General features: G+C 64.5%; 14 protein-coding genes. 9 read left to right on the plus strand and 5 right to left on the minus strand.

The window, feature by feature from the left end:
* Positions 1-64 precede the first annotated feature (64 nt).
* Positions 65-376: a hypothetical protein gene (locus tag ACFQXB_RS14050; protein ID WP_449301248.1), complete on the plus strand. Its 312-nt coding sequence runs from the start codon at positions 65-67 to the stop codon at positions 374-376.
* On the opposite strand, the gene ACFQXB_RS14055 is transcribed toward ACFQXB_RS14050, so the two are convergent.
* From ACFQXB_RS14055 to ACFQXB_RS14070, 4 genes are read right to left on the minus strand one after another with little or no spacing between them, the layout of a single operon-like run.
* Entirely contained in the window at positions 373-1,920 is a 1,548-nt protein-coding gene (locus tag ACFQXB_RS14055; RefSeq protein WP_377405021.1) for a Ppx/GppA family phosphatase, read from the minus strand. The two genes, ACFQXB_RS14050 and ACFQXB_RS14055, sit on opposite strands and share 4 nt — an antisense overlap.
* 54 nt (positions 1,921-1,974) lie before the next feature.
* On the minus strand, positions 1,975-4,149 hold the full coding sequence (locus ACFQXB_RS14060; RefSeq protein ID WP_377405024.1) for an RNA degradosome polyphosphate kinase: 2,175 nt from the start codon (positions 4,147-4,149) through the stop codon (positions 1,975-1,977).
* A gap of 40 nt (positions 4,150-4,189) precedes the next feature.
* Positions 4,190-4,873 (minus strand): chromosomal replication initiator DnaA, encoded by a 684-nt coding sequence (locus ACFQXB_RS14065; RefSeq protein ID WP_377405028.1) that lies wholly within the window; start codon positions 4,871-4,873, stop codon positions 4,190-4,192.
* A gap of 5 nt (positions 4,874-4,878) precedes the next feature.
* Positions 4,879-5,988: an AI-2E family transporter gene (locus ACFQXB_RS14070; RefSeq protein WP_377405031.1), complete on the minus strand. Its 1,110-nt coding sequence runs from the start codon at positions 5,986-5,988 to the stop codon at positions 4,879-4,881.
* A 137-nt stretch (positions 5,989-6,125) separates the two neighbouring features.
* Here ACFQXB_RS14070 and proS point away from each other — a divergent pair, with 137 nt between their 5' ends.
* From proS to ACFQXB_RS14110, 8 genes are all read left to right on the plus strand, one after another.
* Positions 6,126-7,463 (plus strand): proline--tRNA ligase, encoded by a 1,338-nt coding sequence (gene proS, locus ACFQXB_RS14075; protein ID WP_377405034.1) that lies wholly within the window; start codon positions 6,126-6,128, stop codon positions 7,461-7,463.
* Positions 7,464-7,468: 5 nt separating this feature from the next.
* Complete coding sequence (locus tag ACFQXB_RS14080; RefSeq protein WP_377405037.1) at positions 7,469-8,755, plus strand: lipoprotein-releasing ABC transporter permease subunit; 1,287 nt, start codon at positions 7,469-7,471, stop codon at positions 8,753-8,755.
* The gene (locus tag ACFQXB_RS14085; protein WP_377405040.1) at positions 8,748-9,431 is read left to right on the plus strand and encodes an ABC transporter ATP-binding protein; all 684 of its coding nucleotides are present in this window, start codon (positions 8,748-8,750) and stop codon (positions 9,429-9,431) included. Before ACFQXB_RS14080 ends, ACFQXB_RS14085 begins: the two co-directional genes overlap by 8 nt.
* Positions 9,432-9,512: 81 nt before the next feature.
* A complete protein-coding gene (gene parE, locus ACFQXB_RS14090; protein ID WP_377405043.1) occupies positions 9,513-11,474 on the plus strand; it encodes a DNA topoisomerase IV subunit B in 1,962 nt (653 codons plus the stop codon).
* A gap of 152 nt (positions 11,475-11,626) precedes the next feature.
* Positions 11,627-12,247, plus strand: coding sequence for a 30S ribosomal protein S4 (gene rpsD / locus ACFQXB_RS14095; protein ID WP_377405045.1), 621 nt, complete (start codon positions 11,627-11,629; stop codon positions 12,245-12,247).
* A 125-nt stretch (positions 12,248-12,372) separates the two neighbouring features.
* Entirely contained in the window at positions 12,373-13,458 is a 1,086-nt protein-coding gene (gene hisC, locus ACFQXB_RS14100) for a histidinol-phosphate transaminase (RefSeq protein WP_377405048.1), read from the plus strand.
* A complete protein-coding gene (locus tag ACFQXB_RS14105) occupies positions 13,458-14,378 on the plus strand; it encodes a prephenate/arogenate dehydrogenase family protein (protein WP_377405051.1) in 921 nt (306 codons plus the stop codon). Before hisC ends, ACFQXB_RS14105 begins: the two co-directional genes overlap by 1 nt.
* The gene (locus ACFQXB_RS14110) at positions 14,375-15,307 is read left to right on the plus strand and encodes an extensin-like domain-containing protein (RefSeq protein WP_377405054.1); all 933 of its coding nucleotides are present in this window, start codon (positions 14,375-14,377) and stop codon (positions 15,305-15,307) included. Before ACFQXB_RS14105 ends, ACFQXB_RS14110 begins: the two co-directional genes overlap by 4 nt.
* A gap of 3 nt (positions 15,308-15,310) precedes the next feature.
* Here the strand turns inward: ACFQXB_RS14110 and ACFQXB_RS14115 are convergent, their stop codons facing one another.
* Positions 15,311-16,231 carry a DUF2125 domain-containing protein gene (locus tag ACFQXB_RS14115; protein ID WP_377405057.1) on the minus strand — a complete coding sequence of 307 codons (921 nt, stop codon included), beginning with the start codon at positions 16,229-16,231 and terminating at the stop codon, positions 15,311-15,313.
* Positions 16,232-16,294 lie beyond the last annotated feature (63 nt).

Raw genomic sequence — 16,294 nt, forward strand, 5'->3', positions numbered from 1 at the left:
GATCTGCATGAGACATGTTCTTGCCCTTTCGCTGATGCTTGTCCTGCCGCTGGCTGTCGGGGTCATGGTGCAGCCCGTGGGCCCGGCCCATGCCCAGACCAGCCCGGAACCGGACCCTCGGGACCAGGGCGCGGACCGCGACTGGAGCGAGGGGCTTGGGCTGTTGCAGGAAGGGGCACGGCGGCTCCTGCGCGGGCTGATGCAGGAAATGGAGCCCGCCTTGCGCGATCTTGGAACGCGGATCGACGACCTGTCGGTCTATCACCGGCCCGAACTGCTGCCCAACGGAGACATCATCATTCGCCGGCGCGTTCCACTTGAGTCCGAGCCGGTATCGCCCCCGGAGCTGCCGCGCGAGGGCGAGATCGACATCTAGCGCCGGGCCTGCCGGACCTGGGTTTCGACACCGAGCGCCTGTGCAAGCGCCGTGAAGCGGGCCTGCGCCACCTCGCCGAACAGCGCGGCGCTTCTGGGGGCAAGCACCAGTTCAAGCACCTTCTTCTTGGGGTAAAAGCGCAGTGCACCGGCCTCCTGGGGCTGTTCTATGGCGAACATGGCCCCGAACCGCATCGCCTTGCCCAGAACCTCGGCGTCCTGGATGTCGCTCTCCGGCAGAAGCTTGAACAATGGTTCAAGCCGCGATCCGGCGCGGCTGTTCTTGTAGCGGTGCAGAAGCGCGAGACCGAGGAACACCCGTCCGGCATGATCCAGCCCGCCAAGATTCGCGCGCGTGGCATTGTCGAAGCAGGCCTCGGCCCGGTAATCGGGATGGGCGCGCCAGGCGGTGTCATGCAGCAGGCAGGCGGCCTTAATCAGGCGCTTGCGCTCCTTTGGTGCCGATTTGAACAGGGGGTGCAGGAATTCGTAAAGCTTCTTGCCAAAGCCGGGCAGGCGCGCACTCTGCGCTTCGGCAAATCGGCAGGCCTCGATCAGCGGATCGCGGGATCGCAGCTTGTCAGGCATCTGTTCGTAAAGCAGCCCTTCGCGGATACCATAGGAAGAGATGTCGATTTCCTCGGGCTTGAAGGTTCGTACGAGCTGCAAAAGCACTTCAGAGGCGAGCGGCACCAACTCGACCCGTTCGGCCGAGAGTCCGCCCGCCGCGCGCAGATCGGCAATGCTGCGTTCGCCGATCCATTCGACCGTGGATCGCACCGCCTTGGGCGACATCCGGTATTCGTGCAGGACGGTAAGCGGATAGCCACGCCGCACCATGTCCAGCCGAGCGATCGCCCGCCATGATCCTCCGACAAGATAGATCCGCTGGTGGTTTGCCCCGATCTCGTCCTTCAGGCCGGAAAGGACCGAAGCGATATGCTTGCGCAGCCCCTTCTGGCCGCCCCCGACCTGTTGCAGGCGGAAGGGCCCCAGCTTGGAGGTCACGCGGCGTCCGACCTTGCCCTTTCCGATCACCGCGAGTTCCATGGACGAACCGCCGATGTCGCAGACCAGGCCCTCGGCCTCGGGCCAGCCCAGCAGAACGCCCTGCGCCGACAACCGTGCCTCTTCCGGGCCGTCGATCACCCACAGCGACAGCCCGGTTTCGCGCAGAACCTCTTCGCGGAAATCGGCCCCGTCTTCGGCTTCGCGCACGGCAGCAGTGGCAACCACGGTCAGGGGTGCAATGCCCATGCCTTCGGCCAGAAGCGCGAACCGCTTGAGCGCGCGCAACGCCCTTTCACGGCCACGGGGGTTCAGGCGTCCGCTGACAGCCAGCCCGGCGCCCAGCCCGCACATCACCTTTTCGTTGTAGAAATAGGCAGGGCTGCGGGCTGCCCCGTCAAACACCACCATCCGAACCGAGTTCGAGCCGACGTCGACCACGCCCACCCGGCTGAGCGCCCGCGCCGAAGGATCCTCGAACAGCGGGCGTCCGAACGGGCCCCAGTCGTCCAGCGGCGCCTCGGTCATCGTGTCCATGCTGTTACTCCTGGTCGGTTTCGCGGCGCAAACTGCGTCAGTCGGTCCGGCGCGTCAATCATTCGAATGGGCAAGACGCGGCACATCCTTTGCACCTGCCGTGCCACGCCCCGAAAGCGAGGGGTTCTCCATGAAAAAGCGGTGACAGCTGAAAAGTTCCTGCCCCTCGGGCGCGGGCGGGCGGATGAACTTGCCGTCCGGGCGCAGAACCCAGCTCTGCGCCTCGTCGGCAAGGTTTGCGGCCATGATCTGGCTGACGATCTGGCTTTTGACCGTGTCATTGAGGGCTTCGACCAGGGTTTCCACCCGACGGTTCAGGTTCCGACCCATCCAGTCGGCCGAGGAGATGAACACCCGCGCCTTCTTCGACGGAAGCCCCTGCCCGTTTCCGAAACACACGATGCGGCTGTGCTCCAGGAACCGGCCGACGATGGACTTGACGCGGATATTCTCGCTCAGGCCCTTCACGCCGGGGCGCAGGCCGCAGATGCCGCGGATGATCAGGTTGATCTTCACCCCCGCCTGGCTTGCAGCATAAAGCGCATCGATCACCTCGGGTTCGATCAGCGCGTTCATCTTTGCCCAGATCTCGGCTGGCCGGCCGGCGCGGGCATAGGTGGCCTCGGCCGCGATCATCTCTAGCAGGCGCGGCTTGAGCGTCAGGGGCGAAATCGCCAGATTCTCCAGCCCGTCGGGCTGGGCATAGCCGGACAGGTAGTTGAAGACCTTCGTGGCGTCACGCCCCAGCGCCGGATCGCAGGTGAACAATGACAGATCGGTATAGATCCGCGCCGTGATCGGATGGTAGTTGCCGGTGCCGTAATGGGTATAGGTCACCAGGGCATCGCCTTCGCGCCGCACGACGGTGCTGATCTTGGCGTGGGTCTTGTAGTGGATGAAGCCATAGACCACATGCGCGCCCGAGCGTTCAAGGCGGCGCGACTGGCGGATGTTCGCGGCCTCGTCGAACCGCGCCTTGAGCTCGACCAGCGCCGTCACCGACTTTCCCGTCTCGGCGGCTTCACACAGCGCCGCCACGATGGGACTGTCGCGCGAGGTCCGGTAAAGCGTCTGCTTGATCGCCAGCACATTCGGATCGCGCGCGGCCTGTTCCAGGAACCGCACCACCATGTCGAAGGTCTCGTAGGGGTGGTGCAGCAGCATGTCCTTCTGGCGGATCGCGGCGAACATGTCGCCTTCGTGGTCCTGCACCCTTTCGGGAACGCGGGGCGAGAAGGCAGGCCATTGCAGATCGCGCCGGCTGTCCAGCACCAGTTCCTTGACATCGGCCATGCCGATCAGGCCGCGCACTTCGATCACCTCGTCGCCGGCTACGTCAAGTTCGTCCATGATCAGCGCGCGCAACGCGGCTGGGGCCTTGGCCGAAATCTTCATGCGGATCACTTCGCCGCGCCGGCGCCGCTTCAGCGCAACCTCGAACTCCCGCACCAGATCCTCGGCTTCTTCCTCGACCTCAAGATCACTGTCGCGCAAGACGCGGAAGGCGCAGTGGCCTTGGGCGACATAGCCGGGGAACAACAGCCCCAGATGCAGCATCAGCAGGTCTTCCAGCGGGAAGAAACGAGCCTCGCCGCTGCGGGCGGGCAGGGCGATGAACCGGTCGATCTGCTGGGGAATGGGGAGCAATGCCTGAAGCGGGCGCTGATCGCCAAGCCGCTCCAGTTGCAGGGCAAGGCAGAAGCCGGTGTTCGGGATGAAGGGGAAGGGATGCGCCGGATCGATTGCCAGGGGCGAAAGCACCGGAAACACCTTGTTGCGGAAATGGTATTCGAGAAACTTCTCGTCCCGCCGCGTCAGCCGCGACCGGGTGACAAGCGTGATCCGCTCTTTTTCCATCGCCTTCTTCAGCTTGTTCCAGACCGCCTGCTGGGCAGTCATCAGCCGACGCGCATCGTCGTTGATCAGCACAAGCTGTTCGGCGGGCGTCAGCCCGTCATCGGCCGTGGTGGTGTTGCCCGCGCGCGCCAGTTCGCGCAGCCCCGCAACCCGCACGGTATAGAATTCGTCCAGGTTGGCGGCCGAGATCGACAGGAAGCGCACCCGTTCCAGCAGGGGGACACGGGGATTGCGGGCCTCATCCAGAACGCGCCAGTTGAAGGCGAGCCATGACAATTCCCGGTTGAAGAAGCGGCGCGGCCCCCGAAGCTCTGCCTCGGGCAGTACGACGGCTTCGGGAAAAGGGCTCTTGAGGAAATCGGACTGGGTCATGCGGCCCTTATCAAGGCTGGATGTGACGGCTGGATGACAGTTATGGCCCCTCGAAGGCGGCACTGTCCAGCAACTCGGCGGCGAGTGCGCGCGAAACCGGGCGACCCTGGGCAAGGGCGTGCCGGTCCAGCCGGTCGACGATGTCACGCGCGGCGCTGAACGACCGCTCGATGCGCGCGACGAGCCACGGGATCAGGCTGGGCGGAACCGTGATCTGTCGGTCTGCGAACAGCTTGACCAGCACCGCCGACAGCAGCGCATCATCGGGTGCGGTCAGAGTGGCGACAGCGGTGGCCTGGAGGCGACTTGCAAGATCGGGCAGGCCAAGCGGCCAGCGGTTGGGGGCGCTTTGCGCCGTCAGCAGCAACAGGCCGGCCTGGGCCAGCACCATGTTGTGCAGGTGAAACAGCGTGACCTCGGCGGCGTGGTCACCGGCAATCAGATGCGCATCCTCGATCACGATCCGGCCCCAGATGGCAAGTGCATCTGCCGAGGTGTCGGCCAGATCCTCGGCGTGCAGGATCATGGCGCCGGTTTCAGAGGCCCAGATATTCGCGAGATGCGTCTTGCCCGCACCTTCCGGCCCCACGAGCACCAGCTTGCCCTGCGGCCAGTTCCCCCAGTCCCCCACTGTCGCGACGGCAAGGGCATTGGCCGGCGAGATGAAGAAATCGGCACGGCCCAAGGCCTCGCGAACCGGCAGGCTCAGGGCAAGCTGGGCCATGGGCGTCAGCCCTTCGGGTCGGTATAGATCGCGGTCTGATCGGGATCCGCAAGGACGATCGGCGGCGCGTCGCCGCGATAAAGCGCGCTTTCGCGGTACTGCGCAGCGGCGAAGCGCACCAGCACCCCCAGTGCCGCGGCGATCGGCACGGCAACCAGCATGCCCACAAATCCGAACAGCGACCCAAATACAGAAAGCGCCACCAGAAGCCAGACCGGATGCAGCCCGACAAAGCCCCCCACCAGCTTGGGCACAAGGATATTGCCCTCGAGGATCTGGCCGATCACGAAGATGAGGATCACCGCGCCGATCCACAGCGGCTCGCCCCAGAAGGTGAACAGGGCCAGACCGATCGATATGGTGCCGCCAAGGATCGCGCCGATATAGGGGATGAAGGACACAGCCCCCGTCAGCACCCCGACCACAAGCCCGAACGGCAGGCCCACGGCAACAAGCGACATTGAGTAATAGACCGCAAGAATGCTGATGACGGCGGCCTCGCCCCGTACGAAGCCTGACAGCACGACGTCGATTTCGCGGGCCAGATGGCGGATCGTGGGGGCGTGGTCACGTGGCAGAAGAGTGTCGATGCGCGCAACCAGCTTGTCCCAGTCAAGCAACAGGTAAAAGCTCACCACCGGCACGATGACCATGAACACCAGCGCGCTGACGACGTTGCGCACGGAACTGAGCAGCGTGTTCAGCAACTCGCCGCCGCGCGCGCGGATCATCTCGCCCAGGTTGTTGAGCGTATCCCGCAGGACGCTGTCCTCATCCACGAGATCCGGGAAGCGGGAGGACAGGAAATTGAGAAACTGCGAAAAGATCTCGGGCGCGGTGTTGATCAGCTGCGTGCCCTGCTGGATCAGGATCGGCACAAGAAGCAACAGAAGCGCCACGAATGCCAGTGCGGCCATCATCGTGATCAGGATCACGGCCCACATCCGCGAAAGCCCCAGCCGTTCAAGGCGGTCGGCGATTGGATCAAGAAGATAGGCCACGGCAGCGGCCACCACGAAAGGCAGCAGCACATGTCCCATGGCCCAGAGCATCACGAACAGCACGGCGGCCGCGATTCCCCAATACCTGAGCTGTGTCTTGACCGGCAGGCCCATGCTGATCCCCTTGTTCCCGCTGCCCCGTTTTCGCCGATGCCCCCCGGCCGCGCAAGCCGCAAACACGACGCTCTCTTGTCTGGTTCAAGCGTTTCGCATAGGTGAAGGGCAGTGATGCCCCAGCGAAAAGTTCCGCCATGCGCCTGACCCGCTATTTCCTGCCCGTGCTCAAAGAGAATCCTTCCGAGGCGCAGATCGTCAGCCATCGGCTGATGCTGCGGGCGGGCATGATCCGTCAGCAGGCGGCGGGCATCTATTCCTGGTTGCCGCTGGGCTTCCGGGTGCTGCGTCGCATCGAACAGATCGTGCATGAAGAACAGGTGCGCGCGGGCCATATCCCGATGTTGATGCCCACGCTTCAACCGGCCGATCTGTGGCGCGAATCCGGCCGGTATGACGACTATGGCGAGGAAATGCTGCGCATCCGTGACCGCCACAAGCGTGACCTGCTTTACGGCCCCACCAACGAGGAGATGATCACCGACATCTTCCGCGCGCATGTGGGCAGCTACAAGGACCTGCCGCTGACGCTTTACCACATCCAGTGGAAATTCCGGGACGAGATCCGCCCCCGCTTTGGCGTAATGCGGGGCCGGGAGTTCCTGATGAAGGACGGCTACAACTTCGACATCGACCAGGATGCGGCGATCCACGCCTATAACCGCCACATGGTCAGCTATCTGCGGACCTATGAACGGATGGGCCTGACCGCAATTCCGATGCGTGCCGCCTCGGGGCCGATCGGCGGCGACAACACGCATGAATTCCTGGTTCTGGCCGAAACCGGCGAATCCGAGGTTTTCTACGACAGCGCGATCCTTGATCTGAAGCTCGGAAACCGCGTGGTCGATTTCGACAGCCGCGAGGAATGCGAGGCGATCGTCCGCGAATGGACGGCACCCTATGCCCGCACCGACGAAACCCATGACGAGGCACTGTTCAATGCCGTTCCCGAAGCGCGTCGCAAGACCTCGCGCGGGATCGAGGTGGGCCAGATCTTCTATTTCGGCACCAAGTATTCCGACCCCATGAAGGCCGTGGTGGTGAACGACAAGGGCGAGCGGGTGCCGGTGCATATGGGCAGCCACGGGATCGGAGTGTCGCGCCTGCTTGGAGCCATCATCGAGGCCAGCCATGACGACCGCGGCATCATCTGGCCCGAGGGCGTGACGCCCTTCCCGGTGGGCATCGTCAATCTCAAGCAGGGTGACATCGCCACGGATGGCGCCTGCGAGGCGCTTTACAACACACTCCGCGCCAAGGGGCTCGAGCCGCTTTATGACGATCGCGATGAACGTGCGGGCGCCAAATTCGCGACGATGGACCTGATCGGCCTGCCCTGGCGCATCACGGTAGGCCCCCGCGGCCTGGCCTCGGGCCTGGTGGAATTGACCAGCCGCCGCACCGGCCAAAGCGAAGAGATGACGCCCGAAGCTGCCGTGTCGCGGCTTGTGCAGATCTACGAAAACCACTGAGCGGCATGACCGGTCGCACCCCCCCCTTCGCCGGCTTTGAATGGATGATCGCCTGGCGCTATCTGCGTGCCCGCCGGGCCGAAGGTGGCGTCAGCGTGATGACCTGGATCAGCCTGATCGGCATTGCGCTGGCGGTTTTCGCGCTGATTGCCACGCTGGCGGTGCGATCAGGGTTCCGGACCGAGTTCGTGGACACGATCCTTGGGGCGAATGCCCATGTCACGCTTTACGCCACGACGCCGATCGGCGAGACCGGGCAGACGACACGGCTGATCGCGAATTACGAAGAACGCGCCGCCGCCGTGACCGCGGTGCCGGGCGTCACGCGGGTGGCGCCGATGGTGCGCGGACAGGTCATGGTGGCGCATGAGGGGCGCAATGCCGGCGCCGAGGTCATGGGCCTTGCCGCAGCCGATCTTGCCACGATCCCGCGTATCGCCGACCCGGCGACCGGGCAGGGCGACATGGCGCGGTTCGATGAAGGCATTGCCATCGGGTCGGGGATCGCGCGCGAACTCGGGATCGCGGTGGGCGACCGGATCCGTCTGATCTCGCCCGACGGGGTGCGAACGGCCTTTGGCACCAGCCCGCGGGTGAATGCCTATGAGGTGGTCTATATCTTCAGCGCCGGGCGCTATGACATAGACCGCACCCGCATCTACATGCCGCTTGCGCCCGCGCAGGAATATTTCAACCGCGAAGGCTATGTCGACGAGCTGGAGATCATGGTCGAGACGCCCGAGGCCGTCGATCAGATGATCCCCGCGCTCATGCAGGCCGGGGGCGAAGGGGCCTATTTCTGGACATGGCGCGACAGCGCCGGCGGCTTCCTGCGCGCGCTGGAGGTCGAGGACAACGTGATGTTCGTTATCCTCTCGATCCTCGTGCTGATCGCTGCCATGAACATCGTTTCGGGGCTGATCATGCTGGTCAAGAACAAGGGGCGTGACATCGGCATCCTTCGCACCATGGGGCTGACCGAGGGGTCTGTGCTGCGGGTGTTCTTCATCTGCGGGGCCTCGGTGGGGATTCTCGGCACACTTCTGGGGGTGATCCTCGGCTGCCTTTTTGCGATCTATATCGAGCCGATTTTCGGCTTCGTGAACTATGCCATGGGCGGTGGCGTCTGGGATCCGGCGATCCGCGGCATCTATGCCTTGCCGGCCGAATTGCGGGCCGAGGATGTGCTGCGCGCGGTTGCGCTGTCACTGGGTCTGTCGTTCATCGTCACGATCTTCCCCGCCCGCCGCGCCGCACGGATGAACCCGGTCGAGGCGCTGCGCTATGAGTGAGGCCGTGCTGGACCTTCAGGGCATCGAAAAAACCTATAACCGCGGGCGGGCGGGAGAAGTTCAGGTGCTGCGGGGCATCGACCTGACCATCGCGCGCGGCGAGGTGGTGGCACTGGTGGCGCCGTCGGGTGCGGGCAAATCCACCCTTCTGCATATCGCGGGGTTGCTTGACACTGCCGACAGCGGACGCGTCGCCATCGGCGGTGTCGAGACCGGCACATTGTCGGATGCCCGCCGCACCGAACTGCGGCGGCGCGAGGTGGGGTTCATCTACCAGTTCCACCACCTGCTGCCGGAATTCACCGCGCTGGAAAACATCGTGTTGCCGCAGCTTGCCAATGGCATCCGCCGCAAGGCTGCCGAGGCGCGGGCGCGCGACCTGCTGTCGCGCGTCGGCGTCGCGCATCGTGCCGACCACCGTCCTGCGGCCCTGTCGGGCGGCGAACAACAGCGCGTCGCCTTCTGCCGGGCGCTGGCGAATGCGCCGAAACTTCTGCTCGCGGACGAGCCGACGGGCAACCTTGATCCCGAAACCTCGGATCAGGTTTTTGCGGCGCTTATGGAGCTGGTGCGCGACACCGGGCTTTCGGCCCTGATCGCGACGCATAATCTTGCGCTCGCTGCCCGGATGGACCGCACCGTGCGGCTGGATGCGGGGCGGGTGGCGCCGCTCTGACGCTTTGCTTGAACCTGAACGCCGGGGATGGTCTATTGCGCCCCCGGAACCCCTGTTCGAACCTGACTGAATCGAGAGCCGATGCCCGCTGACGACCTTCTTGGCCCGCAGGCCGACCAGACATATGACGCCTCGTCCATCGAAGTGCTGGAGGGGCTGGAACCTGTCCGCAAGCGCCCCGGCATGTATATCGGTGGCACCGACGAACGTGCGCTGCATCATCTGGTGGCCGAGATCCTTGACAACTCGATGGACGAGGCCGTGGCAGGCCACGCGAACCGGATCGAGGTTGAACTGCACGCCGATTATTCGGTCACGATCCGGGACAATGGCCGTGGCATTCCGATCGACCCGCACCCGAAGTTTCCGGGCAAGTCTGCGCTTGAAGTGATCCTCTGCACGCTGCATGCCGGCGGCAAGTTTTCAGGCAAGGCCTATCAGACTTCGGGCGGTCTGCACGGCGTGGGGGCCTCGGTCGTGAACGCGCTGTCGGATGTGATGCGCGTCGAGGTTGCCCGTAACCGCGAGCTGTTTGCACAGGAGTTCTCCCGCGGCGTTCCGCAGGGCCCGGTGCAGAAGGTCGGTCCCGCCCCGAACCGGCGCGGAACCAGCGTCACCTTCCATGCCGACGAACAGATCTTCGGCCATCACCGTTTCAAGCCCGCGCGGCTTCTGAAGATGGTGCGCTCCAAGGCCTATCTGTTTTCCGGGGTCGAGATCCGCTGGAAATCGGCCATCGATGACGGTGAAACTCCGACCGAGGCCACGTTTCACTTTCCCGGCGGGCTTGCCGATTATCTGAACGAGCAGTTGCAGGGCAACGCGGCCTATGCCGACACGCCCTTTGCCGGCAAGGTCCAGTTTCAGGAAAAATTCGGCGTGCCGGGATCGGTCGAATGGGCGATCAACTGGACCCCGGCGCAGGATGGCTTCATCCAGTCCTATTGCAACACCGTGCCCACGCCCGAGGGCGGGACACATGAACAGGGCTTCTGGGCCGCGATCCTCAAGGGCATCCGCGCCTATGGCGAACTGGTGAGCAACCGCAAGGCGGCGCAGATCACCCGCGACGACATGGTGGTGGGCGGCTGTGCGCTGGTGTCCTGCTTCATCCGCGAGCCGGAGTTCGTTGGCCAGACCAAGGACCGGCTCGCCACGACCGAGGCCGCGCGCCTGGTCGAAGGCGCGGTGCGGGACCATTTCGACAACTGGCTTGCGGGAAATACCAAAGCGGCCGGCGCAATCCTTGACTACCTTGTGCTGCGGGCCGAGGAGCGGCTGCGCCGGCGTGCCGAAAAGGAAACGCAGCGCAAGACCGCGACGAAGAAGCTGCGCCTGCCCGGCAAGCTGGTGGATTGTTCCGCAACGGGTCGCGAGGGGACCGAGCTGTTCATCGTGGAAGGGGACAGCGCCGGCGGCAGCGCCAAGATGGCGCGCGAACGCAAGACGCAGGCCCTGCTGCCGCTGCGGGGCAAGATCCTGAACGTGCTGGGCGCGGCCAGCTCCAAGCTGGGCCAGAACAGCGAGATCAACGATCTCTGCCAGGCGCTGGGCGTGGGGCTGGGCACGAAGTTCAACATCGACGACCTGCGCTACGAAAAGGTCATCATCATGACCGACGCCGATGTGGACGGGGCCCATATTGCCGCGCTGTTGATGACCTTCTTCTACACCTACATGCGCCCGATGATCGACAAGGGGCATCTTTACCTTGCCTGTCCGCCGCTGTTCCGTCTGACCCAGGGCGCGCATCGCGTCTATGCGCTGGACGAGGTGGAGAAGAACATCCACCTTGCCAAGGGTCTTGGCGGACGCGGCAAGATCGACGTGAGCCGCTTCAAGGGGCTGGGCGAGATGGACGCCAAGGATCTGCGCGAAACCACGATGAACCCGGCGACGCGCAAGCTGATCCGCGTCAGCATCGACGAGGACGAGCCCGGCGAAACCGGCGATCTGGTCGAGCGCCTGATGGGCAAGCGCCCCGAGATGCGGTTCCAGTACATCCAGGAAAACGCCCGTTTCGTCGAGGAACTGGACGTCTGACGTTGACACCGGGGCAGGGCGGTATATAAGCCCCCGGTCCGGGGATTCCCCCGGTTTGGTGTTGGTGGCCCCCGCAAGGGGATGCCTGTCGGCCGAAGGCACATGCCGGGTGCAAAGGACAACGCCCTTCACATGAACGAAGGAGATCAGCCGTGACGAAACGCACGTCTGCCAAGTACAAGATCGACCGCCGCATGGGCGAAAACATCTGGGGCCGCGCCAAGTCCCCGGTGAACAAGCGTGAATACGGTCCCGGCCAGCACGGCCAGCGCCGCAAGAACAAGCTGTCCGACTTCGGCACGCAGCTGCGCGCCAAGCAGAAGCTCAAGGGCTACTATGGCGACCTGACCGAGAAGCAGTTCCGCCGCATCTATGCGGAAGCCGAGCGGATCAAGGGCGACACCGGTGAAAACCTGATCGGCCTTCTGGAGCGTCGTCTGGATGCGGTCGTGTTCCGCGCCAAGTTCGTGCCGACCATCTGGGCCGCACGTCAGTTCGTGAACCACGGTCACGTGACCGTGAACGGCAAGCGCGTCAACATCGGTTCCTACCGCGTCAAGGAAGGCGATGTGATCGCTGTTCGTGACCGGTCCCGGCAGCTCGCGATCGTGCTGGAAGCCGTTGCGCTGACCGAGCGTGACGTTCCGGACTACATCGAGGCCGATCATTCGAAAATGACGGCGACCTTCGTTCGCACCCCGAAACTGGGTGATGTGCCCTATGCGGTGCAGATGGAACCGAACCTCGTGGTCGAATACTACGCGAAGAACTGATCTTCGCGACATCCGTCCGGAAGGCCCGCCACTGGCGGGCCTTTTCCATTCGGCCGGTCGCAGATGTTGCTGGCAAAGCGTCTTCCGGCCCGCTAGAACCGGCGCGAAGTCTTGGGAGTAGCGCCATGAGTGACATGATCCGTCCGCAGCCGGGCATTCTGGACATCGACCTGTATGTCGGTGGCCAGTCGCATGTGGAGGGTGTGGCCGAAGTCGTGAAACTGTCTTCGAACGAGAACCCGTTCGGGCCCAGTACCAAGGCCGTCGAGGCATTCCGCCGCACCGCACATACGTTGCATCGCTATCCCAATACCGACCACGCCAGCCTGCGCCGCGCCATCGGCGAGGTGCACGGGCTGGACCCGGACCGCATCATCTGCGGCGTCGGCTCGGACGAGCTGATCACCTTCCTTTGTCAGGCCTATGCCGGGCCCGGCGACGAGGTGCTGTTCACCGAACACGGCTTTCTGATGTATCGCATCTCGGCGCTTGCCGCAGGGGCAAAGCCGGTCGAGGTGGCGGAATGCGATCGTGTTGCCGATGTCGACGCGCTTCTTGCCGGCTGCACGGACCGCACGCGGCTGGTCTTCATTGCCAATCCCAACAATCCGACCGGAACGATGCTGGGCGGGAACGAGATTGCGCGGCTGGCCGATGGGCTTCCGCCCCAGGCAATACTGGTTCTGGACGGGGCCTATGCCGAATATGTCGAAGGGTTCGACGGCGGCGCCTCGCTTGTCGGGAGCCGCAGCAATGTCTTCATGACGCGGACCTTCTCCAAGATCTACGGTCTTGGCGGACTCCGGATCGGCTGGGGCTACGGGCCGCGCCACATCATTGACGTGCTGAACCGCGTGCGGGGCCCGTTCAACCTGTCCACCACGCAGCTTGAGGTGGCCGAAGCGGCAGTGCGCGATCAGGATCACGTCGCAAAATGCCGGGCAGAGAACGCGCGCCTGCGCGTCTGGCTGGCCGAGGCGCTGGCCGAACACGGCGTGTCCTGCGACACATCGCTTGCGAATTTCGTGCTGGCGCGGTTCCACGACGCCGACGAGGCGTCGGCCTGTGATGATTTTCTCAAGTCGCAGGGGATCATCGTGCGCCGGGTGGCTGGCTACAAGCTGCCGGATTGCCTTCGGATCACCGTCGGCGACGAGGCATCCTGCCGCCGCGTTGCCCATTGCATAGGCCAGTTCAAGGGCGCGCGCTGATGCCGCAGATCTATGACCGTGTGGCCTTGATCGGGCTGGGGCTGATCGCGTCCTCGATGGCCCATGCCATGCGGGCTGCGGGCCTGGCGGGTGAAATCGTCGGCCATGCGCGCACCGAAGAAACCCGCCGCACGGCGCTCGAAATCGGTCTATGCGACCAGGTTTACGAAACTGCGGCCGAGGCTGTTCGGGGGGCCGACCTTGTAGTTCTGTGCGTGCCCGTCGGTGCAATGGGCGAGGTAGCGCGGGACATCGCCCCCTTCCTCGAGCCGGGGGCGACACTGACCGATGTCGGATCGGTCAAGCAGGCGGTGATCGAGGCGGTGGCGCCGCATGTGCCCGTGGGCGTTCACTTCGTTCCCGGACATCCATTGGCCGGGACCGAGCATTCGGGGCCGCGCGCAGGCTTCGCCACCTTGTTCCAGAACCGCTGGTGCCTGCTTGTTCCGGTGGATGGCACGCCGCCCGAACCGGTGGCCCGCCTGCGCCGCCTGTGGGAAGGGATGGGCGCCAATGTCGATGAGATGGATGCGGCACATCATGATCTGGTTCTGGCCGTCACCAGCCATACGCCGCACCTGATTGCTTACACAATGGTCGGTGTGGCAGATGATCTGCGGCGCGTCACCGACAGCGAAGTCATCAAGTATTCCGCTGCGGGCTTCCGGGATTTCACCCGGATTGCCGCGTCTGATCCGACCATGTGGCGCGACGTGTTCCTGACCAACAAGGATGCGACGCTGGAAATCCTCGGCCGGTTCACCGAGGAGCTGTTTGCCCTGCAGCGCGCGATCCGTCGCGGGGATGGTGACCACCTGCATGCGTATTTTACCAGGACACGTGCAATCAGACGCGGTATCATCGATGCGGGTCAGGATACTGACGCGCCGGATTTTGGCCGCACGAAGGTTCATCGATGAAGCATGCGCTGGTTCTGACGATCTTGCTGCTGACGGTTTCCCTCCAGGCAGCGCAGGCAGAGCCTCCGTCCACATCCCCCCGGCCGCTGAAGCGCGCGGGCGCAGAGACTGCTGCCCCTGTGGCGACGGTCAATCCCGCGGCGGCCGCAACCATCGCGGTTGCGGCAGTGGCAAGTCGGCCGCGTCTGCGCCCTGCCGCGGCGGCCGAGGCCTTGGCTGCGCCTCTGGCCGCGCCTCTGGCGACGCCGGTTGCGGCCATCGCGGCGGGGCCCGGCCTTGCGCTGTCGCCACGGCCGGTGCGCCGTCCCGCGAATGGCAGACCCGCCAGCAGCACCGAGCTTTATCAGATCGTTTCGGCTGCCGTGCGAACGCAGCCTGTGCCAGAGGCCATCATCGGCCGCCAGGGCAGCGGGCTCTGCGGGGTTCCCGGCATCGAAGGGCAGAGCATTGCGCCGATCAATTCTAACGTGCGGGGCTGTGGCGTTGCGGAACCGGTTCGCATCACATCCGTTGACGGGGTGCGGCTGTCACAGGCTGCGATCATGGATTGCCCAACTGCCCGTGCGCTGAACACCTGGGTGCAGCGCGGGGTGAAGCCCGCGGTCGGGCGAACGGGCGGTGGTGTGGTGCAGTTGCAGGTGGCGGGCCACTACGTCTGTCGTTCGCAGAACAATCGCCGGGGCGCGCCGATATCGGAACACGGGCGTGGCAAGGCGATCGACATATCGGGCCTTCGTCTGGCCAATGGCGAAACCGTCAGCATCCTGCGGGGCTGGAAGGATCAGCGCTACAGCAGCATGCTGCGGCAGATGCACCGGGCTGGCTGCGGGATTTTTGGCACGACGCTTGGTCCAGGTTCAGATGGCCACCACGAAGATCACCTGCACTACGATACCGCAAGCCACCGTAACGGCGCCTATTGCCGCTGAGCATCAGAAACGCGGTGCGGGTCCGATGGGCAGCGGTCCAAGGCTCATCATGCCGCGGTTGAATGCCAGAGGCACCGACAGCGCATCAGGCGTACCCGAGAGTTGCGCCAGCATCCCAAGGGCGTTTTCCCAGGTCGGCGCGACCTCGGGCCGGATCAGTCCCAGTTCGACTGCCTGTGTCAGGAATACCTGCCATTCCGTGGCCCGCAGGTCGATCCTGCCGGTCAGGGTCCCGTCGCCTGCAACCTCAAGCCGGCCTTCACCACGTAGCTCTCCGTCGCCGCTGCGCAGGGTCAGGTTGGTCAGCACGATCTCTTGCGGGCGGTTGGCGGGATCCAGCGCGACGGTCCCGTCCAGCACCAGGGCGCCGGTGTCGGGAAGAAGATCCGATCCGATCTCGGCAGCATTGAACGCAAATTCGTAGCTGTTGCGCCGTGCGGCCATGGAGCGCAGCGATAGCTGGGCCTCCGCAAGGCCAAGCGCCCAGTCGCGGGCCACGACCTGCAGCGCTTCGGCAACCAGCGTCGCGCGATCAAGCCTGCTGCCCATGCCGGCAAAGACGGCACTCGCCTGCATTCTTGCGCTGCTGAGCGCGAGTGTCTCGGCCCCCAGAACGACTTCCTGTTCATTCGGCCAGGTGATGATGACGTGGTTCGGGCGGTAGCTGAGGGCAAAGACCTGGATGAAGGGGGCGCGCCAGCCCAGCTGGCTGTGCAGATCGATGATCTCGGGCGCAGTCACCGTCAGGTCGAACCGGTTGGGGAAGCCGGCAACGGCAACGCCCTCATGTGTGGCCCTCTGGCCCCGGTCGGACGCCTGGGCAAACCATGCCACCGCTTCATCCTCAAGCCGCGAGGCGCCGTAAAACCAGTATCCACCCCAGACCAGCGCCAGAACGGCAAAAATCGGCAGAATGAAACGCATCGCGGCCCCTTTTCTGTCACACGCGGCTTGTGTTTATAGTGCGCCACCTGCAAGGACCAGTCA

The organism is Halodurantibacterium daqingense, from assembly GCF_042666235.1.
GTDB lineage: Bacteria > Pseudomonadota > Alphaproteobacteria > Rhodobacterales > Rhodobacteraceae > Halodurantibacterium > Halodurantibacterium daqingensis.